The 21806-nt window shown below is 65.3% G+C and carries 10 protein-coding genes; 3 read left to right on the top strand and 7 right to left on the bottom strand.

Going from position 1 to position 21806, the window contains the following annotated elements:
- Nucleotides 1–34 precede the first annotated feature (34 nt).
- The 3 genes from purF to GT613_RS07325 all read right to left on the bottom strand — a co-directional run bounded on the left by purF (nt 35) and on the right by GT613_RS07325 (nt 4684).
- A complete protein-coding gene (gene purF, locus GT613_RS07335; RefSeq protein ID WP_114519549.1) occupies nt 35–1537 on the bottom strand; it encodes an amidophosphoribosyltransferase in 1503 nt (500 codons plus the stop codon).
- Nucleotides 1534–2607, bottom strand: coding sequence for a class B sortase (gene srtB, locus GT613_RS07330; protein WP_114519587.1), 1074 nt, complete (start codon nt 2605–2607; stop codon nt 1534–1536). The genes purF and srtB overlap by 4 nt, the downstream gene beginning before the upstream one ends.
- A 340-nt stretch (nt 2608–2947) precedes the next feature.
- A complete protein-coding gene (locus tag GT613_RS07325) occupies nt 2948–4684 on the bottom strand; it encodes a polyphosphate:AMP phosphotransferase (protein WP_009306444.1) in 1737 nt (578 codons plus the stop codon).
- A gap of 257 nt (nt 4685–4941) precedes the next feature.
- Here GT613_RS07325 and GT613_RS07320 point away from each other — a divergent pair, with 257 nt between their 5' ends.
- Nucleotides 4942–5865 (top strand): exopolyphosphatase, encoded by a 924-nt coding sequence (locus GT613_RS07320; protein ID WP_009306445.1) that lies wholly within the window; start codon nt 4942–4944, stop codon nt 5863–5865.
- A gap of 40 nt (nt 5866–5905) precedes the next feature.
- Entirely contained in the window at nt 5906–8584 is a 2679-nt protein-coding gene (gene ppk1, locus GT613_RS07315) for a polyphosphate kinase 1 (protein ID WP_114550085.1), read from the top strand.
- A gap of 858 nt (nt 8585–9442) precedes the next feature.
- Here ppk1 and glmM read toward each other — a convergent pair.
- The 4 genes from glmM to GT613_RS07295 all read right to left on the bottom strand — a co-directional run bounded on the left by glmM (nt 9443) and on the right by GT613_RS07295 (nt 19620).
- Nucleotides 9443–10777 (bottom strand): phosphoglucosamine mutase, encoded by a 1335-nt coding sequence (gene glmM, locus GT613_RS07310; RefSeq protein WP_009306448.1) that lies wholly within the window; start codon nt 10775–10777, stop codon nt 9443–9445.
- A gap of 70 nt (nt 10778–10847) precedes the next feature.
- A complete protein-coding gene (locus GT613_RS07305) occupies nt 10848–11339 on the bottom strand; it encodes a phosphoribosyl-ATP pyrophosphatase (protein ID WP_009607803.1) in 492 nt (163 codons plus the stop codon).
- Between the two features lie 331 nt (nt 11340–11670).
- The gene (locus GT613_RS07300) at nt 11671–16083 is read right to left on the bottom strand and encodes a DNA-directed RNA polymerase subunit beta' (protein WP_009607893.1); all 4413 of its coding nucleotides are present in this window, start codon (nt 16081–16083) and stop codon (nt 11671–11673) included.
- Entirely contained in the window at nt 16084–19620 is a 3537-nt protein-coding gene (locus GT613_RS07295; protein WP_009306451.1) for a DNA-directed RNA polymerase subunit beta, read from the bottom strand.
- 499 nt (nt 19621–20119) lie between these two features.
- Between GT613_RS07295 and GT613_RS07290 the strand changes: the two genes are divergently transcribed.
- The gene (locus GT613_RS07290; protein WP_009607793.1) at nt 20120–21769 is read left to right on the top strand and encodes a hypothetical protein; all 1650 of its coding nucleotides are present in this window, start codon (nt 20120–20122) and stop codon (nt 21767–21769) included.
- The last annotated feature ends 37 nt before the right edge of the window (nt 21770–21806 follow it).

Here is a 21806-nt window from a genome sequence, read left to right as displayed (position 1 = left end):
CGTCCATGTCGGGGCGGTTCCCCCTGTCATGCTGCTATCGCGTGCGAGGGCGCGCCTCGTCGGCCGCACCTTCGCCGTAAGTCTCTTCGAAATCCTTCTTCGTGAGTAAGCTCTTCTTGGCCACCGAATCGGGGATGGCCACCGGGTAGTCGCCGGTGAAACATGCGTCGCAGAACCCCTGGCGGCGCGCATCGGGCACGGAGGCGCGCAGGCCCTCGAGCGAGATGAAGGCCAGCGAGTCCGAGCCGATCCACGCGTTCATCTCGTCCAGATCCATGTTCGCGGCGATCAGCTGGTCGCGCGTGTCGGTGTCGATGCCGTAAAAGCACGGCCACAGCACCTCGGGGCTCACGATGCGCAGATGCACCTCGGCCGCGCCCGCATCGCGCAGCATCTGCACGAGCTTCTTGCTGGTGTTACCGCGCACGATGCTGTCGTCGATGACCACGAGGCGCTTGCCCTCGATCACCGAGCGCAGCGGGTTCAGCTTCAAACGGATGCCCAGCTGGCGCATGGCCTGGGTGGGCTCGATGAACGTGCGTCCCACGTAGCGGTTCTTCACGATGCCGTCGGCGTACGGGATGCCGCTCTCAAACGCGTAGCCCATGGCCGACGGCACGCCCGAGTCGGGCACGCCCAGCACGAGGTCGGCCTCCACGGGCGCCTCCTGCGCCAGAATGCGCCCCATGTTGCGCCGCGCCTGGTACACGCTCTGGCCGTCGATCACGCTGTCGGGGCGCGCGAAGTACACGTACTCGAAGATGCACGCCGCCGACTTGCGGGCGGCAACGCCCTGCTCGGCGTGCATGCCGTCGCGGTTGAAGCGCACGATCTCGCCCGGTTCGACGTCGCGCACGTACTGCGCGCCCACGATGTCGAGCCCGCACGTCTCGCTGGACACCGCCCAGCCGCGGCCGTCGGGCAGCTCGCCGATGCACAGCGGGCGGATACCGTTGGGGTCGCGGAACGCGTACAGCGAATCGGGGCTGGCCAGCACCATGGCGTAGGCGCCCGACAGCTCCTCCATAGCGCGGCGGATGCCGTTGCGCAAGTGGTGCGTTTCCTGGGTCACCCGGCCGATTGCCTTCGCCGCCACCTCGCTGTCGGTGCCGGAACGGAACTGCACGCCCTCGTCGACGAGACGGGCGCGCAAGGCGTTCGTGTTGACGAGCGTGCCGTTGTGCGCCAGCGCGATCAGCACGTCGTCGATGGCCGAGATGTGCGGCTGCGCAGCCTCCCACGACGCGGCGCCGCCGCTCGTGGAGTAGCGCGCGTGGCCCACGGCCACGAAGCCCTCGAGCGCGGCCAGGCTTGCTTCGTCGAACACCTGGGTCACAAGGCCGAGGTCTTTCGACACCATGACCGTCGCACCGTCGCCCACGGCGATGCCGGCGCTCTCCTGACCGCGATGCTGCAGCGCTTGCAAGCCGAAGCACGTCATGCGCGCCACGTCTTCGCCGGGAGCGAACACGCCGAACACGGCGCACTCCTCTTCGAGGCGGTCGGGGCGCTCGCCCGGCAGGATGGACGTGCTCATGAAGCGATCTCCTGTTCTGCGGAATCGATGGCCGCGACGGCATCGGGGTCGATGACGTCGCCGTCGCCCTCGCCCACCGTGCTGGCCTTCACGTACGAATACAGCACGTAACGCCCGTCCGACGGCAGATTGTCGCACGTGGCGAGGGCGAAGGTGTGTTTGATATCGGAAGCAGCAGGTATGTCGGAAGCGGGCACCACCGATCGGTCGATCTTGTCCTGCACGTAGGCCACGCGTTCGTCCTCATCGGCGAACCGCGTCTGCGCCAACGGATCGTCGGCCGCCACATGCACGAGCGCGAACGTGCTCAGCTCGTAGTTGCCCTCAGGCGTGAGGATGTACACCGTGCGATGGTCGTTGAACTGGGCGGCATCGCTGAAATCGGCGACGCAGGCGAACATCGAGCCGTCGTTCAGATGATGGCCGTAGATGATGTTGTTCGGGTCGGAGAAGTCGGAGCTGTTCTCGGCCGCCAAAAAGATGGCGCCGAACGTGGCGATCCAGCCTTCCGATCCCTTGAAGTCGTGCGTAAGGTACTTCTCGTCGTCGGCCGCTTGCACGATGGGGTAGTTCACCACGGTGCCGGGAATGTAGATCCACCCCACCGTGTCGGGATTGATGGCCTTGAGCGCATCCCAGTCCACCGTGAAGTCGGCGAGCGACGTGGCCGACAGATCGTCGGGCGGCGTGAAACCCTCCCGCGCGACATCGTTATAGGTTTGCTGACCCTGCCAGTAACTGAAGCCGATGGCACCGAGCGCGGCCAGCGCCACGACGAACACCACGAGCGCGATCCAGAACACCACGCGCCACGGCCCGCTCTTCTTCCGAGGCCGTCCGGAACCGGGCTGCTGATAGGTCGGTTGCTGTCGATACGGGTAGCCTCCGCCTCCAGCCGATCTGCGCTGGGCAGGCTGAGCGGAGCGGTAGGCGGCATGCTGCGCGGTGGCCGGCCGGTAGGCGCCCGGTTGCGCCCCTGCCCGCACGTCGGGCGCGGCGCCCCTCGGCGCGCGCTGCTGCGCAGGTCGCCCGCTTGGAGCAGGGCCGGGATGCTGTCGGTACTCGGACATGTTCACCTTTCGGGATGATCTTCAAACAGCGGAACCCCGCCGTCGCCAGACCGTTACCATAATAAACAAACGCCCCCATGATGGGGGCGCGATGTTCGCAAAAACGCAATTTTCACGATAGGGACCGCTGTTCGCCGAAGCGGCTACTTCTTCATCTCGTCGATGAAGCCTTTCGCGATGAAGCCGACGATGACGAGGACGATGATCGCGACGATGACCCAGATAGCCTCCATGGGCACGGTGATTCCGAACAGAGTCATGACTGTTTACCCCTTTTTTTCGTTCAAGCGCGCGAATGCGCACGGTCGTTTCGAGTACTGCTGCCCATAGTAACGCGATCTCAGTTTTCGCGCAAGCGCGCTTCCAGGGCGTCGTTGATAATTTTGAGCGCCTTGACGCGCGCGTAGCGCTTGTCGTCGCTCTCGAGGATTATCCAGGGGGCGAACGGCGTGCTGGTCAAGCGGAAGATATCCTCGACCGCGGCTTTGTACTGGGGATACTTGTCGCGGTTGCGCCAATCCTCATCGGTGATCTTCCACTGTTTCGCAGGATCTTGCTCGCGGTCGCGAAAGCGTCGCAACTGCTCTTCGGGACTCACGTCAACCCAGAACTTCAGCAGGATGGCGCCCCACCGCACCAGATCGCGCTCGAATTCGTTGATCTCGTCGTACGCCCGCGTCCATTCCGACACCGAAGCGAAACCTTCGACGCGCTCCACGAGCACGCGACCGTACCAGCTGCGGTCGTAGATGCCCACGTGGCCCGCCTTCGGCAGACGCGTCCAATAGCGCCACAGGTGCGGATGCAGCAGCTCGGGCTTCGTGGGGGCGGGACTGGGAAAAATGGTATAGGCGCGGGCGTCGAGCGCTTGGGCCACGCGCTTGATGTTGCCGCCCTTGCCCGCGGCGTCCCAGCCTTCGTACATGATCATGAGCGGGATGCGCTTCTGGTACATCTCCATCTCCAGCCTGTTGAGGCGCTCCTGCTGGGCCTTGAGCTCGACCTTGTACGTCTCGGGGTCGAGCGCGAGCGCGTGGTCGACGCTCTCGAGGCACGGCGGGTCGTCCACCTGACGGAACCTCGAAACGCGCGGAGCGCGGGCGGAAGCAGCGGCTGCGGCGGCTTCCGCCTCCTCGCGCACGCGCGCCTCCTCTTCGGGAGAACGGCCGAACAGGGGCGCTTCATCGAGAGCGCCGGCGGAGTTGGCCTGCGCCTTGGCCGCCGCTACGGCGGCTTCGGCGTCGGGCGCCGCCTCGAACGCGCTCGTAAGCGCGTTCACCAGCGTCTCGGCGATCTGCAGGTTGGCGCGGCGCTTGTCCTCGCCGTTCACGAGATGCCATGGGGCGAACGAGAAGTCGCTGCCCTTCAGCAGGTTGTCGTACAGGCGGTACGCCTCCTCGTAGTTGCCGATGGTGGCCAGCTTGTCCTCGCCCACGCGCCAGCGCGTGGCCGGATCGTCATGCAGGCGCGTGAGGCGCTTCTTCTGCGCCTCCTTCGTGACGTGCACGAAGAACTTGACCACAAGGTAACCGTCGTCGGCTAGCTGCCGCTCGAAATCGGACGCAGAGGTGAGGTAGCGGCGCAGCACGTCGATGTGGCGTTCGTCGCGCGCCTCGGCCATGGCGGCCGCGACGGCTTTCTGGCCCTTGCGCTTGGAGGCTTTCAGGGAGAGCTTGCCGAACTCGGTGTACAGCATGTGCTGAACGGCGGCGGTGTACCAGCCGCGGTCGAAGAACGAGATGGTGCCGCGCTGGCCCAGGCCCTTCCAGAACTCCTGCATCACGGGATAGAAGCCCGTTACGCCGCTCTTCGCGCCCGCGAACGCGCGGGCGGCTTTCACGTCGAGGTTTTCAGTGACGTACACGCTGGTGGCGCGCGCGTCGAGGTGGTACATGAGATCGGAGATGCGGCTGCCCTTGCCGGCGCCGTTCCATCCTTCGAACAGCACCACCAGGCCGACGCCCTGCACGCGCGCCTGCTGCTGCAGCACCACCAATCGCTCCATCAGCTCGTCCCGACGCGCCTTGTAGGCGTCCTTCGAGAGCGGTTCGCGTGAGAAATCGACGGTTTCCAGCATGGCGCTTCCTTTCCTTCGAGAAGCTCATGGTACCACAAGGATCGCGAAGAACCGGACCGCCATCCTGCAAGGGCCGGCCCATCGCCACCCGAACGAGCGAACCAGACCGTCGTCCCGAGCGCAGGCGATGAAAAGTAAAATCCAGCTTTCAGTTCGCGCTCGGCCTGGCCGCGACCGGCGCGGTTCACTACAATGAAGCGATGGAGCACATCGCGGATCGCCCCGGGCGAGCCGCTTGATTTCGGACGGACTATGCCATGCCCAACTACGCGGTGATCGACCTCGGGTCGAACTCGATACGCCTCGTCGTCTACGACGTGAAAGACGCGCATAAGCGCACGTGTACGAACAAAGATTTCAAGAGTCTCATAAACGACAAGGTGATGGCGGGCTTGTCGGCCTACGTCGTGGACGGGGTGTTCACCCAGGACGGCATCGACCGAGCCGTCAGCGTGCTGCGCGGACATGCGAAGCGCGCACGGTACTTCGATTGCGAGAAGATGGAGGTGTTCGCCACCGCGGTCATCCGCAACGCCTTGAACTGCGAGGAAGCCGTCGCGGCCATCGAGGAGGCAGCCGAGCTGCCCATCTCGCTGCTGTCGGCTACCGACGAGGCGCACCTGGGCTTCGTCGGCGCCACCTGCGACCGCGCAGTAGAGCGGGGCACGCTCGTCGACATCGGCGGCGGCTCGACCGAGCTCACACGCATCGAAAGCAGCCTCGATTTCGACAACGCGAGCATCGGGCAAGGGTCGTTGTCATCGTTCGCCCAGCACGTACGCGCTATCCTGCCGACCCCCGGCGAGATGGACGCCATAGCCGAAGCGTTCCGCAAGCGCTTCGCCGGTCTGCCCGACCCCGACGCGTACCGCTCGGAAGCGCTGTACGGCATCGGCGGAAGCGTGCGCGCGGCCGCCAAGATGCATGCTCAAGCCACCGGCGCGGCCGTACGTCCGAAAACCATGACGAAACAGCAAATTCATGCGATACTTGCATGGTGCCGCACCGATCCCGACACGTTCGCGCACGCCGCGCTCAAGGCTTCGGCCGAGCGCGTGCACACGCTGGTACCGGGCTGCATCATCCTCGGCGAGCTGTTCGACGCATGCGGAGCCGAGCGTCTGGACGTATGCAAGTACGGCGTGCGCGAAGGGTACCTGATCGACCGCATGCTGCGGTAGCGGCGCGCAGGAAGCGAACGTTTACGGGAAGGGGACGTTCATGGACACAGCCAAGAAATCCACGACCAGCACCGCCGAGACTCCTGCCGGCCAAGCGCCGGACGCTCTCGCGGAAACGAGCGCGGACGAGATGCGCGCGTCAATCGACGAGGTCGAGGGCGCAAACCCCTCCGTCGAGGGCGAGCCGAGCAAAGAATCCTACTTGCAGAACCGAGAGCTGTCATGGCTCACGTTCAACGAGCGCGTACTCGACCAGGGAGCCGACGAGACGGTGCCGCTGCTCGAGCGCCTGAACTTCATCTCCATCTTCTGGAGCAACCTCCAGGAGTTCTTCATGGTGCGCGTCGGCAGCCTGACCGACCTGTCGTTAGTGAAGAAGCACATCATCGACTCGAAGTCCGGCATGACGCCCGCCGAGCAGCTCGATGCCATCTACGCGCGCTGCCACGAGCTGTACCCCATCCAGGAACGCACCTACGAAAGCGTGCGGAAACAGCTGTGCGCGCGCGGCGTGTGCAGCCTGCGCCCCGAAGACCTCGACGACGAGCAGCGCGCCTTCCTGTCCGATTACGTGCACAAGAACGTGATGCCGTTCCTGTCGCCGCAGATCATCAACTCGCGCCATCCCTTCCCTCACTTGGAGAACGGCGCGCTGTACGTGGTACTGCGCCTCAACGAGGAGCCGGGCGCGAAGAAGAAGGCGGCGAAGACCAAGGACGGCGAAAAGGCGCCCAAGGAGGAGAAGGGGAAGAACCTCGGAGCCGAGGGCGTGACGCTGGGCCTCGTCCCCATGCCGCGCCAATGCCAGCGCGTGATCGCGCTGCCGGGCGAAGGACTGCAGTTCATCCTGCTGGAGCACGCCATCGAGATGGTGGCGAGCGAGATATTCTCCATGTACGCCATCAAGCACACGAACGTCATCTGCGTCACCCGCAACGCCGACCTCGACGCCACCGAAGGCACCGACGAGAGCGACGAGGACTATCGCGAGCACATGAAGCGCATCTTGAAGAAGCGCTCGCGCCTGGCGCCGGTACGCCTCGAAAGCGAACGGCCGCTGTCGCCCACCCTGGAGAAGCTGCTGCTCAAGCGCCTGAACCTCAAGCCGCACCAAGCTTACGTCACGAAGGTGCCGCTCGACATGAGCTATACGTGGGGCCTGGCCGGCCATCTGCCCGAGGCCGCGCGCGCGGAGCTGACGAACGTACCGTTCACGCCGCAGTGGCCCGGCTGCCTCGACCGCAACCGTCGCATCATCGACCAGGTGGCCGAGAAGGAAGTGCTGCTATCGTACCCGTACGAGAGCATGGACGCCTTCGTGCAGCTTCTGCGCGAGGCTGCGAACGACCCCACCGTCATCTCCATCAAGATCACGCTGTACCGCCTGGCCAGCCAATCGCATCTAGCCGAGGCGCTCATCGCGGCAGCCGAGAACGGCAAGGAGGTGACCGCGCTGTTCGAGCTGCGCGCCCGCTTCGACGAGAGCAACAACATCGAATGGTCGCAGCGCTTCGAACAGGCGGGATGCAACGTCATCTACGGCTTCCGCGACTTCAAGGTGCACTCGAAGATATGCTGCATCACGCGTCAAACCGACCAGGGGCTGCAGCACATCACCCAGCTGGGCACCGGCAACTACAACGAGAAGACGGCGAAGCTGTACACCGATCTGTCGTTCATCACCACCGACGAGACGTTCGGGCGAGACGCAACCGAGTTCTTCCGCAACATGGGGCTCGAGAACACCTCCGACAACTACGACATCATGTGGGTGGCGCCGTTGCAGATCAAGCCGATGATCCTCGCTGGGATCGACGCGCAGATCGAACGCAAGAAAGCCGGCGAGCCGTGCGGGCTGTTCTTCAAAACGAACTCCATCACCGACAAGGACGTGATCGAGAAGATCGTGGAGGCGTCGCAGGCCGGCGTGAACGTGACGCTGTTCGTGCGCGGCATCTCGTGCATCGTGCCGGGGCTGGAAGGCTACACCGAGCACGTGCGCGTCGTGTCCATCGTGGGGCGCCTGCTGGAGCACAGCCGCATCTACGGCTTCGGCCCGCGCGACAATATGAAGGTGTACCTGTCTAGCGCCGACCTCATGACGCGCAACATGGACAAGCGCATCGAGATAGCCTGGCCCGTCCTCGACAGCGAACTGCGCGAGCAGATCCTCGGATACCTCGACGTGAGCCTGAGCGACACCGCCAAACTGCGTGAGCTCATGCCCGATGGCAGCTACACGCCGCTCGGCGCGTTCGCGAAAGAAGACGCCGACGGCGAGACCGTGCTGTTCGAATCGCAGGAGTTCTTCATCAAGCGCGCGCAGCAGCGCCGCCTGGAAGCAGCCGAGGACGAAGCGGCGCGCGATGCTGCTCGGCGACGCTCGGCCCAGCTGATGGCGGCACACGAGATGACCGAGGACGAGGCGAGCATCCGCGCGGAGGAACGCGCTGCGGCTGCGGCCGCGCGCGAGGCGGAAGCGGCTGCGGAAGCCGCCGTTCAGGCATCCGTGGCCGCATCGTCCCGGATCGCGCCCGCAACCGCGCCCGCTATTCCGGTCGGCTCTGCCACCGCCCCGGCACTCGAAGCCGACGCCATCGAACCTCCTGTCGGCGAGCGCCCGTGCGCCGAGCAGGGCATGGTGGCAGCCCCGCCCGCAACGCGCGGTGCGAAGAAGCCGAGCCTGCTCGTGCGCTTCCTCAGCCTGTTCGTGCGATAAGGGCACGCTTCCTCTCGCATGAAAACGCCCTCGGCTCTTCGGAGCCGAGGGCGTTGCTTTCGGATGATGCGGCAGGAGCGCAGTCCGAGGATGCCGCGGTCGACCGGCGCGCATATCGCGGCCGCGTCCCTGTCGCAACGACCACGATCCCATGAAGCGCGCGAGTGCGCAAGAGGCCGCAGCTGAGCGTTGCCGCCTTGCCACCCTCCCGCTACTCGCCTTTCCTCATCGGCCGACATATTTCCAGAAGCGTTCCGAATCGCAGCAGAAGCACAGCACGCGGCCCGACTCGGCGTCGAAGCGGTAGCCGGCGCTTTCGAAGACGAAGCGCCATTGTTTGATCCTGCCTACGATGATCGGCCGAACGCGAACGTGGCGGCACCCCGTCAAACGGAGCGCCTGCAACGAAAACCGGAGAAATCTCCTCTGTCCATGACTTATGCGCACCTCTGCCACGCCGAAACGGCCTTTTCAGACGAAGCGGCAAAGCGTCGCCCAATAAAAAGCCTGGTCAAAAGTTAGCTATGAAATACTTCGATCGCGCAGGCCGCTTCCGAGGTGCACATAAGTCGCGTACATGGTGCTTTTTGGGCGTTTTCGATGGCAGAGGTACGCATAAGTCGGGAACTTGCCCGCACGCAGGGGGGGGCAACCCTGCTTGCTTTTCGTCCCGAAGCGCGCACTACGCAATAGAAGGATCCCGAATACGGCACCGGCAGAAAGACTTCCTGCTGACGCCGCACGGGATCCTTCGCGTCCCCGCTTCGCGGGGCCTCCCTGCGCTCGCTTCGCGTGCTCGGGAGTTCTACAGTCCGCTGGACTGTCGAATGCTTGCGCTCGCTCAGGATGACAGCGGAATCACGCCTCGCGCTCGACCACGGCGGCGATGGCCTGCGCGTGGCGGTCGGCCTCCTCGGCGCTGGCGGCCTCCACCATGACGCGCACCACCGGCTCGGTGCCGGAAGGACGCAGCAGCACGCGACCCGAATCGCCCAGCTCCGCTTCGGCAGCTTCGACGGCGGCCTGCACAGCCGCATTGCCGTCCACGGCGTGCTTGTCGTTCACGCGCACGTTGATCAGCGTCTGCGGGAAACGCGTCATGACGCTGGCGACATCCTCGATGGAGGAACCGGCACGCCGGCAAGCGGCCAGGAACTGCAGGGCGGTCACCAAGCCGTCGCCTGTGGAGTTGTGCTCGAGGAAGATCATATGGCCGCTCTGCTCGCCGCCCAGGACGAAGCCGCCCTCGCGCATGGCCTCCAGCACGTAACGGTCGCCAACCTTCGTCTGGACGAGCTCGATGCCCGCATCGCGCAGAGCATGCGAGAGCCCGAGGTTGCACATGACGGTGGACACGGCGGTGCCGCCGGCAAGCAGCCCGCGCTTGTGCAGGTCGATAGCGCACACGGCCTCCACCACGTCGCCGTCGATCTCGTTGCCGTTCGCGTCCACAAGCATGACGCGGTCGGCGTCGCCGTCGTGCGCAATGCCCACATCGGCGCCCGTCTCGGCCACGAGCGCGCGCAACGGCTCGAGATGGGTGGAGCCGCACTGCACGTTGATGTCGGTGCCGTCGAAGTCCTCGTTGATCGAAACCACCTCGGCGCCCAGACGGCGCAGCGCCTCGGCGCTGGTCATGCAGGATGCGCCATGGCCTGCGTCGAGCGCCACCTTGAGGCCCGCGAAGTCGATGCCCTCGCCGGCCACCGTGGACACCGCGTGCGCGATGTACAGCTCGCAGGCGTCGTCCACCGGCAGCGCCACGCCCACCTCGTCGCCGTTCGGCAGCTCGTCCGCCGATGGGCCGCCCGCCGCCAGATAAGCCTCGATCTCGTCCTCAACCGCATCCGGCAGCTTGAAGCCCTGGCCGTCGAACAGCTTGATGCCGTTGTACTCGGGCGGGTTGTGCGACGCCGAGATGACGATGCCGCCGTCGCAGTGCAGCTCGCGCACCAGAAGCGCGATGGCGGGCGTCGGGATGATGCCGGCCAGGAGCGCCGTGCCGCCCATCGACATGATGCCGGACGCCACGGCCGACTCCAGCATGTCGCCGGACAGGCGCGTGTCCTTGCCGATGAGGATGGTCTTGCCCTGGAAGGCCACGGCGGCCTGACCCAGCTTGAAGGCCGTCTCGCACGTCAGCTCCTTGTTCGCGACGCCGCGAACCCCATCCGTTCCAAATAAACGTGCCATGCTCTTTCCTTTCCAGCAGGTTCAACAAAGTAAGCGGGGCTTTCGAGGCGGCGGATAACCGCCGGAAGGTCTACTTCCCCCGTTTCACATGGTCTTCATGCAAGCGGACGCCGCCCTCGGGGCGTTCCGCGTCGGTCATGCGGTTGTTCAGCTCGGCGGCGAACTCGTCGAGACCGATGCCGTAGCGCTCGAGCACCACGAGCAGGTGGTACACCACGTCGGCCGCCTCGTAGCGCAGATGATCGATGGCCGCGTCGTACTCGGGCGGCAGATCGACGGCCAGCTCGTCGGTCTCGTCGACAGCGCCGCTTGCCGCGATCGATGCCGCCAGCGACGAGCACGCCCACGACTCCACGTCCTTCGCCGCAAGCGCCGTCTCGCCCGCCTCCTCCATGACCTTCTTCAGCACCCCGTCGGGAGAGCCGGTGAGCAGACGATAGGTGTAGCTCTCCTCCCCCGCCTCGCGCCGGGCTGCGATAGTGGCGGCAAGCGCCTCGAACGTCGCCCCGATCTGCGACGAAGGCGGCATTTCGCCGGAAGGGATATAGGTTTTCTGAGACATGATGCTCCTCCTACTAAAGAGAACCGCACAGGTAGAACCCTTTTCCAGCGAGTCCCGGTCCGACCGCCTCTCGCAGGTCGCAGCCGTACCCGCTGGCGCCGCACGGGATCCTTCGACTCCGGCAGCTGCGCCGCCTCCGCTCAGGATGACAAGAGACTCGCGAAGGAGGGTGCGGCGCGTTGCCCACCAAGCGAGTTCCGCACGAGCCGAAACGTCCAGCGGACGTTTCGTGCGAGCAGGACTGTCTGAGCGACTGGGCATTGCGCCGCATCCTCCGCCACAAGAGCCGCAAGCAAAGGGGGCGCGCCAAGCGCGCCCCCGCAGGTCGAACTTATTCTTCCACGTCGTCGTCGGCGTTGGAAGCTTCCTCGGACTCCTTGGTGGTCAGGCCGAAGCCGAGCGACCCTACCGAGCCCAGCAGAGCGTCGAGCTCTTCCAGGTTGCGCTGGTAGGAGCGCGGCGGCAGAGCCTCGCCCAGCATGTCCTCGCCCTCGGTGTTGAAGGTCGGGGGCTCGTCGCCGCCGATGAGGATGGTGTCATCGGGCGAGAACACCATGTCCAGCAGCTGCGACATGTCGTCGCTCGTAGCCGCGAGGTCGTCCTCGATCACGTGCGTCAGATCGTGGGCCTCGAGGCCTTCCTTCAGCTCCTCGATGGCCTTCACGCCGATGCCCTCGATGCGCAGCAGGTCCTCCTCGGTGTGGCCCACGAGGTCGGCCACCGTCTCGATGCCCGCCTCGGAGAACTTGTTGGCCCAGCGCTGCGACACGCCCAGGTCGTCGTAGATGTACAGGCGCGCGTCCTCGTCGGACAGCTGCGGGCCGCGATGGCCCAGCGAAAGCCCGCTGTAGTAGCTACCGTAGTTCGTGCCCATGTTGAGGTAGCCGTCGCCGTCGAGCGACCAATCCTGCGGCTGGGGCAGCAGCTCCTCGATATCGCGCAAAGCCTCCGGCGCGAAGTCGGGCAGCGTCTCGCCCACCACCGGCGCAACCGGACGACCCTTGTAGGTGAGGCCCACTTCGCGGTAACGCGACAGACCCGTGCCCGCCGGGATCGGCTTGCCGATGATGACGTTCTCCTTGAGGCCGGCCAAGTGGTCGATCTTGCCCTCGATCGCGGCGTCGGTGAGCACCTTCGTCGTCTCCTGGAACGAGGCGGCCGACAGGAACGAATCCGTGGCCAGCGACGCCTTCGTGATGCCCAGCAGCAGCGGCTGGCCCACGGGCGGCTCCTTGCCTTCGGCGATGAGCGCGTTGGCGGCATCCTCGAACTCGAAGCGGTTCACCTGGCGACCCGGCAGGAAGTCGGACTCGCCGGCGTCCATGACGGCCACCTTGCGCAGCATCTGGCGCGCGATGACCTCGATGTGCTTGTCGTTGATGTCCACGCCCTGGGACACGTACACGCCCTGGACCTGGCTGACGATGTAGCGCAGCGTCGTATTGGGATCGGTGAGGCGCAGCAGGTCGTGCGGGTTCACCGAGCCCTTGGTGAGCTGCTGGCCCACCTTCACTTCGCAGCCGTCCATCACGCCGGGCAGCATCTGGGCGCGCGCCGACACGACGTACTCGCGGAAGTTGCCCTGCTGGTCGTGGATCGTGATGGTCTTGGACTGCTTGTCGCCCGAGATCTGCAGCGTGCCGGAGATCTCCGCGAGGACGGCGAGGCCCTTGGGCTTGCGCGCCTCGAACAGCTCCTGGACACGAGGCAGACCGTGGGTGATGTCCTCGCCGGCGACGCCGCCGGTGTGGAACGTGCGCATGGTCAGCTGGGTGCCGGGCTCGCCGATGGACTGGGCGGCGATGATGCCCACCGCCGTGCCGATGTTCACCGGACGCGACGTGGCGAGATCCCAACCGTAGCACTTCTGGCACACGCCGTGCTCGGCATGGCAGGTCATGACCGTGCGGATGACGAGCGTCTCGACGCCCGCCGCGTCCATGGCCTTGAGCTGGTCCATATGGGTGATGTACTCGCCCGCGGCCAGCAGCACCTCGCCGTCGACGCCCGCCACGTCGTTGAGCAGGCAGCGGCCGATGAGGTTCTCGTCGACGTCGCCCTTCTCGTTGTGCAGCGGGTACGGCACGCCGTCGGCGGTGCCGCAGTCGATCTCGCGGATGATGACGTCCTGGGCCACGTCCACCAGACGGCGGGTCAGGTAGCCCGAGTCGGCGGTACGCAGCGCGGTGTCGGCCAGACCCTTACGGGCGCCGTGCGTGGAGATGAAGTACTCCAGAACGGACAGGCCCTCGCGGAAGTTCGCCTTGATCGGGCGGTCGATGATCTCGCCCTTCGGGTCGGACATGAGGCCTCGCATACCGGCCAGCTGGCGGATCTGCTTGATGTTGCCTCGAGCGCCGGAGAACGCCATCATGTAGATGGGGTTGAACTTGTCGAAGTTCTCGGCCATGGCCTCGCCGACTTCTTCGTTCGCGGCGTTCCAGATGTCGACGACCTGCTTGTGGCGCTCGTCGGGGCTCATGAGGCCCATCTCGTAGTCCTCGTCGATGGCCGCGACCTTCTCGTCGGCGGCAGCCAGGATCTCGGCCTTGTTCGGCGGCACGGTGGCGTCGTACACCGAAACGGTGACGCCGGCACGCGTGGCGTAGTGGAAGCCCGCGTCCTTGAGGCCGTCGAGAATCGCCGGCACGCTGGACAGCTCGTAGCGGTTGCACACGTCCTCGACGAGGCGGCTGATCTCCTTCTTGTTCATCTCGTAGTTGAGGTACGGGTAGTCCTCGGGCAGCACGTTGTTGAACGTGATGCGGCCGATGGTGGTCTCGATGCGCTCGCCCGCCTTGTGCTCCTCGAACACGCCGAAGGCCGTGGCCACCTGCGTGTCCTTGGTCAGACGCACCCAGATCTTGGCCTGCAGGTCAAGCTCGGCGCGCGCGTCGTAGGCGTTCATGGCGTCGTCGAAGTCGATGAACGAGCGGCCCTCGCCCTCGAAGCCGTCGCGGGCGGCCGTGAGGTAGTACAGGCCGATGATCATGTCCTGGGTGGGCACGGTCAGCGGACGGCCATGGGCCGGCGACTTGATGTTGTTGGCGGACAGCATGAGCACGCGGGCCTCGGCCTGCGCCTCGGCGCCCAGCGGCACGTGCACGGCCATCTGGTCGCCGTCGAAGTCGGCGTTGAAGGCGGTGCAGACCAGCGGGTGCAGCTTGATGGCCTTGCCCTCGACCAGCACCGGCTCGAAGGCCTGGATGCCCAGACGGTGCAGGGTAGGTGCGCGGTTCAGCAGCACGGGATGCTCGGTGATGACCTCTTCCAGCACGTCCCACACGTAGCTGGCGCCGCGGTCGACGGCGCGCTTGGCGGCCTTGATGTTGGCGGCGTACTCCAGCTCCACCAGGCGCTTCATGACGAAGGGCTTGAACAGCTCCAGCGCCATCTGCGACGGCAGGCCGCACTGGTGCAGCTTGAGCTGCGGGCCGACGACGATGACCGAACGGCCGGAGTAGTCGACGCGCTTGCCCAGCAGGTTCTGGCGGAAGCGGCCCTGCTTGCCCTTGAGCATGTCGGACAGCGACTTCAGCGGGCGGTTGCCCGGGCCCGTGACAGGACGGCCGCGGCGGCCGTTGTCGAACAGGCTGTCGACGGCCTCCTGCAGCATGCGCTTCTCGTTGTTGACGATGATCTCAGGCGCGCCGAGGTCCAGCAGGCGCTTGAGGCGGTTGTTGCGGTTGATGACGCGACGGTACAGGTCGTTCAGGTCCGACGTCGCGAAGCGGCCGCCGTCCAGCTGCACCATGGGGCGCAGGTCGGGCGGGATCACCGGGATGACATCGAGAATCATGTCCGTCGGCTTGTTCTCGGACTTGAGGAACGCGTCGACCACCTTGAGGCGCTTGATGGCCTTGGCGCGCTTCTGGCCCTTGCCGTTGGCGATGACGTCGCGCAGCTCGTCGGCCGTCGCGGCCAGGTCCATGGCGTCCAGCAGGTCGCGCACGGATTCGGCGCCCATGCCGCCCGTGAAGTAGTCGCGGTAGTTGAGGCGCATCTCGCGATAGAGGGCCTCGTCCGGCACCAGCTGCTTCGGCTCGATCTTCATGAAGGCGTCGAAAGCGTCCTGGCGCAGCGCCTTGCGCTCGTTGAACTCCTCGTAGATGTCGGCGATCTCCTCGTCGACCTCCTCGGCCGTCATGCGCTCGTCCTCGTCCACGTCGTCAACGAAGTCGTCGTCCTCGGGCACGTAGTCCACGGACAGCTTGCGCGTGGCCTCCACGAGGCGGTCGCGCTCGGCGTCCAGCTCCTCGAGGTCGGCGGCCAGCTCGTCGCGCAGCTCGTCGGCGTCCTCCTCGCGGGCCTCTTTATCCACCGAGGTGATGATGGAGGATGCGAAGTACAGCACCTTCTCCAGCTCTTTCGGTGCGATGTCCAAGAGGTAGCCCAGACGCGAGGGCGAGCCCTTGAAGTACCAGATGTGGCTGACCGGGGCGGCCAGCTCGATGTGGCCCATGCGCTCGCGGCGAACCTTGCTGCGCGTCACCTCGACGCCGCAGCGCTCGCAGACGATGCCCTTGAAGCGCACGCGCTTGTACTTGCCGCAGGCGCACTCCCAGTCCTTCGTCGGGCCGAAGATCTTCTCGCAGAACAGGCCGTCCTTCTCGGGCTTGAGGGTACGGTAGTTGATCGTCTCGGGCTTCTTCACCTCGCCGCGCGACCAGCTGCGCACGTCCTCGGCGTTGGCGAGCGAGATGCGCAGGGCGTCGAAATTGCTCACGTCGAATTCCGTCGTCATTTATCGCTCCTCTCCCTCACCGATCAGGTCGTTCGTATCGTTGTTGCTATCGCCCATCAGCTCTCCCAGCTCGGCGGCAATGCTGTCGAGCGCATTGGCCGCGTCGTCTTCTTCGGTCTTGCGCGCGTCGGCCGCGATGGCCTCGTACAGCGCGCGATCGCCGTCTTCCTGGCCGTCGATGTCCTGGGTCACGTCGATCGTGCGATGATCGTGGCCCTCCAGCTCGACGTTCAGGCACAGCGACTTCATTTCCTTCACGAGAACCTTGAAGCTCTCGGGCACCTCGGGGGCGGGGATGTTCTCGCCCTTGACGATGGCTTCGTAGGACTTCACGCGGCCGGCGGTGTCGTCGGACTTCACCGTGAGGATCTCCTGCAGCACGTTCGATGCGCCGTACGCGTACAGCGCCCACACTTCCATCTCGCCGAAACGCTGGCCGCCGAACTGCGCCTTGCCGCCCAGCGGTTGCTGGGTGATCAGGCTGTAGGGGCCGGTCGAGCGCGCGTGGATCTTGTCGTCCACCATGTGGCCGAGCTTCAGGATGTAGCTCTGGCCCACGGTGATGGGCTCGCGGAACTTCTCGCCCGTGCGGCCGTCGTACAGCCACGTCTTGCCCGTGCGGGACAGCTGCGGCACGAACTCGTCGCGCGCCAGGTCGCCGTACGTGGCATGGTTCTTGTTGATGAGGTTGCGGTTCGCCTTCTCGATGGCATCGGAGATCTCCTTCTCCGTGGCGCCGTCGAACACCGGCGTGGCCACGTGCATCGGGCCCTCCACCACGGCGTCGGTTTCCTCAGCGTCGTCCCAGCCCCACTTCGCAGCCCAGCCGAGGTGGTTCTCCAGCAGCTGGCCCACGTTCATTCGGGAAGGAACGCCCAGGGGGTTGAGGATGACGTCGATGGGGGTGCCGTCGGCGAGGTAGGGCATGTCCTCCACCGGCAGCACGCGGGAGATGACGCCCTTGTTGCCGTGGCGGCCGGACAGCTTGTCGCCCTGCTGCACCTTGCGCTTCTGGGCCACGTAGATGCGCACGAGCTCGTTGACGCCCGGAGCCAGCTCGTCGCCGGCGTCGCGGCTGAAGCGGCTCATGCCGATGACGCGGCCGCCGGAGCCGTGGGGCACCTTGAGGGACGTGTCGCGCACCTCGCGGGCCTTCTCGCCGAAGATGGCGCGCAGCAGGCGCTCCTCGGCCGTGAGCTCCGTCTCGCCCTTCGGCGTGACCTTGCCCACCAGCACGTCGCCCGGGAACACCTCGGCGCCCACGCGGATGATGCCGTCGGCATCGAGGTCGCTGATCATGTCGTCGGAGATGTTCGGGATCTCGCGGGTGATCTCCTCGGGACCCAGCTTCGTGTCGCGCGCGTCGACCTCGTACTCGGAGATGTGGATGGACGTGAGCAGGTCTTCGGCAACCACGCGCTCGGACACGATGATGGCGTCCTCGTAGTTGTAGCCTTCCCACGGCATGTAGGCCACCATGAGGTTCTGGCCGAGCGCGAGCTCGCCGCCGTCGCAGCTGGGGCCGTCGGCCAGCACGTCGCCCGCCTGCACCTCGTCGCCCTTGCGGACGATGGGGCGGTGGTTGATGCAGCCCGACTGGTTGGAGCGCTGGAACTTCGGCACGAGGTACTCGTCGTACTCGCCGTCGTTGTTCAGCACGATGATGGTCTGGCCGTCCACGTAGTCGACGACGCCCGGGTTCTGGGCGACCAGGATCTCGCCGGAGTCGACCGCGATGCGGTGCTCGATGCCGGTGCCCACCAGCGGCGCGTCGGGGCGCAGCAGCGGAACGGCCTGGCGCTGCATGTTCGAGCCCATGAGGGCGCGGTTCGCGTCGTCGTGCTCGAGGAACGGGATGAGGGAGGTGGCCACCGAAACCATCTGGCGCGGGGACACGTCCATGTAGTTCACCAGCTCGGGCGCCACCTCGTCGGGCTCGCCGAACACGCCGGCGGCGTCCTTCGTACGGCAGAGCACGCGGACGGCCTCGTGGAACACGCCCTGGTCGTCGAACGTGCCGAACTTGCGCGTCTCGGGGTCGAACAGGTCGTTGGCCTGCGCGATGGTGTAGTTCTCCTCCTCGTCGGCCGTGAGGTAGTCCACCTCGTCGGTGACCTTGCCGTCGACGACGCGGCGGTACGGCGTCTCGATGAAGCCGTAGGGGTTGATGCGGGCGTAGGTGGCCAGCGAGCCGATGAGGCCGATGTTCGGGCCTTCAGGCGTCTCGATGGGGCACATGCGGCCGTAGTGGGACGTGTGGACGTCGCGCACCTCGAAGCCGGCGCGCTCGCGGGACAGGCCGCCCGGTCCCAGAGCCGACAGACGGCGCTTGTGCGTGATGCCGGCGGCGGGGTTCGTCTGGTCCATGAACTGGGACAGCTGCGAGGAGCCGAAGAACTCCTTGATGGCCGCCACGATGGGGCGGATGTTCACGAGGCTCTGCGGCGTGATCTCGTCGGGCTCCTGCATGCTCATGCGCTCGCGCACGACGCGCTCCATGCGGGACAGGCCGATACGGAACTGGTTCTGGATCAGCTCGCCCACCGTGCGGATGCGGCGGTTGCCGAAGTGGTCGATGTCGTCGGTCTGCACGCCCTCGTCGCCGGCATGCAGCGCCACGATGTACTGCATCGTGCGCACGATGTCGTCGTCAGTGAGCGTGGAGGCCTCGTAGTCGGGGTCGAAGCCCAGCTTCTTGTTGATCTTGTAGCGGCCGACCTTCGCCAGGTCGTAGCGCTGCGGGTTGAAGAACAGACCCTCCAGCAGCGTGCGGGCGGAATCGATGGTGGGCGGCTCGCCGGGGCGGAAGCGCTTGTACAGCTCGATCAGCGACTCTTCCTTCGTGGTGGCCGGGTCGCGGTCGAGCGTGCGCAGCACCATCTCGTCGTTGCCGAGGAGCTCGATGATCTCCTCGCGCGTCTCGGCCAGGCCGAGGGCGCGCACGAGCAGCGTCGCGGGCTGCTTGCGCTTGCGGTCGATACGCACGGACAGGATGTCGCGCTTGTCGGTTTCGAACTCAAGCCACGCGCCGCGGCTGGGGATGACCTTCGCGTTGAACAGCGTCTTGTCGGACGCCTTGTCGCGCTCGGAGGCGAAGTACACGCCCGGGGAGCGCACCAGCTGGGAGACGACGACGCGCTCCGTGCCGTTGATGATGAACGTGCCGCGGGGCGTCATGAGCGGGAAGTCGCCCATGAAGACGTCCTGCTCCTTGATCTCGCCGGTCTCGCGGTTGATGAAGCGGATTTCCACGAACAGCGGTGCCTGGTAGGAGACGTCCTTCTCCTTGCACTCGTCCACGGTGTACTTCGGCTCGCCGAACTCGTGGCGGCCGAACTCCACGCACATGTCCTTGGTGTTGTTCTCGATGGGGCTGATATCCTGGAACGCTTGCGCCAGGCCCTCGCCCTTGAAAAACTCAAAGCTGTCCGTCTGGATGGCGATGAGGTTGGGGACGTCCATGACGTCCGGAATCTTCGCAAAGCTGCGCCGATCCCTGTAAAGGCTGGTCTGATCAGTCGTTTTTCCTTGAGCCACGAGGCTTTTCCTCCTTCATGTGCACCCGCATTTCTGCGAAAAAGTCGCAATTGCCTAAGATATGTCGAAAGTCAAGGCGAGTCAAGAAAAATTTTTACGAACTGTGGAAATTCTTTGTTGATTTGCCCTTTTATCTGGGAGAATGCAAGTATGGTTTCAGGCCGATCCCGACATCGGGACGGCATCTTCGGTCGATTCGAGGCTCCGCCGACGCTATGCGAGCTGGATAGCTTTGCCGGTTCAAGACCCCTTCGACGAATTCCGAGCTGGAAAGCCCCGCAAAAAAGTCGCTGACTTGGCGAAACGATGATCTTCATCATCAGGCTCACCTCCCTGCTGAAGTTTGTTTTGTTTGTCAGGGAGCTGTGGAAACGGGCTATCGGGACTTGGCTCCGCCCGCAATCGCATGCGAGACTTAAGTTTCAACGCGCCCGCGGGCGCGCAAACACACTACGAACGCACTTGAAACGCAGCATACTTGCAGAACTAGGAGGTCCTCATGGGACAATCCACTACGCCGAAGGCGCTCGCCTTGGGTGTTTCGCTCTCCCTCGCGTGCGGCCTGCTGCCGGGCGCGGCCTTTGCGGACGAAGCCCCAGAAGACGATGCGTCCGCCAACGCCGCCGATTCCGCTAGAGGAACGGCCGGCGGCGCCGACTCCGCCCCTTCGGGCGCGGCCGCCAAGCCCGATGGCTACGATAAAGCCGACTTCTACTCCGACAACCCCGTCGCGCCAATCGCACGGACGCTGGCCGTCCCGCTGGCAGCCAACACGCAGCTGCGCAGCCTCTCGAACGAGATGAAGTACTTCGCCCGATTCGAGAGCAACCAGAACTACGACCAGGGGCTCTCATGGGGCGATGGCTACCATGCAATGGGCTACTATCAATTCGACAACCGATACTCGCTCAAAAGCTTTATTTCCTATTGCTACAATTTCGACCCGGTCAAGTACCGGATGTTCTCCTGGGTTCCCAGCGCGAACATTTCGGGAGACCTGTACGACGGGAACGCGGATCGGCTGACCGACATCGGCCAGCAATTGAACGAATCCTGGCATGCGGCATACGCCGCCGACCCCGCGGAGTTCTCGGCACTGCAGGACACCTTCGCATACGACAACTACTACGTCCCCGCTGAAACGTACCTCGCAAGCCGCGGCATCGACATCTCGAATCGCGCCGACAGCGTCAAAGGCCTTTGCTGGGGCCTGGCGAACCTGTTCGGCACGTCGGGATGGCACAAATTCGTGGGCGGTTGGTCCGACGGCTACGTGAACGGAACATATTACAACAGCTACAACTACCCCGGCGCCGGGCTGACGAACGACATGACCGACGAACAGTTCGTCACCACGCTGTGCGATTACGTGATAGCGCACGTGGCCGAGTTCTACCACGGCCAGCCGCAGTACCACGAAGGCTGGACGAACAGGTACAAACAGGAAAAGGAGCTGTGCCTGAGCCTGCTTCCCGAGAAACCCACCGTGCCTCCTGTCGAGGAAGAGCCCCCTGCGGCGGATTCCCCTGCGGTTCCGCCGGTCGGGAACACCCCTCCCGAGGAAGGCAGCGGAGATGCGCCTTCGAGCGAGACGAAACCGCCCGAGAGCGTCCTGCCGCCCGAGGTGAACCCGCCGGCAGCGCCCGAAGGGAACCCGCCGAGCGCTCCGAACGAACCCGCCCCGCCCGCGAACGACGGCGCCGGACAGGCCGATCCCGACGAAACCCCGAAGCCGGACGGAGACAGCGCGGCTCCAACTCCGCCTGCATCGCCGTCGAACCCCGAGAACACGACGCCTCCCGCTGGATCCGAAACGACGCCGCCCGAGGAAACAAAGCCTCCGGAGAGCACGACGCCGCCCGAAAGCCCGGAAACGACGCCGGGATCAGGTCTGCAAGAGCCGACGAAAGAAGTGGCGAACAGCAGCAAGCCCTCCCTTGAAGAGCCAACCGCCCCTGCGCAGGAGCCCGTCAACCTGCCCAAGGCCGACGGAGACGAGAAGAACGGCAACGAAACAGCCGCAAAAACCTCGAAGCTCAGCCAGACGGGCGACGGCACCACGAACGCGCCGCTCGGCGTGGCGCTTGGAGCAGCCGGCATCGCCGCGATCGCAGGCGCCGCGCTCGCCACACGACGCATCCTCAAATAGCTCCCCTCGTTCCTGCTACAGTCGAGCGCCCCGGCCG

The sequence above is a fragment of the Eggerthella sp. BIOML-A4 genome (assembly GCF_009875575.1).
In the GTDB taxonomy this organism is placed as follows: domain Bacteria; phylum Actinomycetota; class Coriobacteriia; order Coriobacteriales; family Eggerthellaceae; genus Eggerthella; species Eggerthella lenta.
This window is presented reverse-complemented; position numbering and strand designations above follow the sequence as displayed.

Bases quoted from the DNA above. Each gene is read 5' to 3' on its own strand.
- purF (WP_114519549.1), bottom strand. From the start codon at position 1,537: ATGAGCACGTCCATCCTGCCGGGCGAGCGCCCCGACCGCCTCGAAGAG.
- srtB (WP_114519587.1), bottom strand. From the start codon at position 2,607: ATGTCCGAGTACCGACAGCATCCCGGCCCTGCTCCAAGCGGGCGACCT.
- GT613_RS07325 (WP_009306444.1), bottom strand. From the start codon at position 4,684: ATGCTGGAAACCGTCGATTTCTCACGCGAACCGCTCTCGAAGGACGCC.
- GT613_RS07320 (WP_009306445.1), top strand. From the start codon at position 4,942: ATGCCCAACTACGCGGTGATCGACCTCGGGTCGAACTCGATACGCCTC.
- ppk1 (WP_114550085.1), top strand. From the start codon at position 5,906: ATGGACACAGCCAAGAAATCCACGACCAGCACCGCCGAGACTCCTGCC.
- glmM (WP_009306448.1), bottom strand. From the start codon at position 10,777: ATGGCACGTTTATTTGGAACGGATGGGGTTCGCGGCGTCGCGAACAAG.
- GT613_RS07305 (WP_009607803.1), bottom strand. From the start codon at position 11,339: ATGTCTCAGAAAACCTATATCCCTTCCGGCGAAATGCCGCCTTCGTCG.
- GT613_RS07300 (WP_009607893.1), bottom strand. From the start codon at position 16,083: ATGACGACGGAATTCGACGTGAGCAATTTCGACGCCCTGCGCATCTCG.
- GT613_RS07290 (WP_009607793.1), top strand. From the start codon at position 20,120: ATGGGACAATCCACTACGCCGAAGGCGCTCGCCTTGGGTGTTTCGCTC.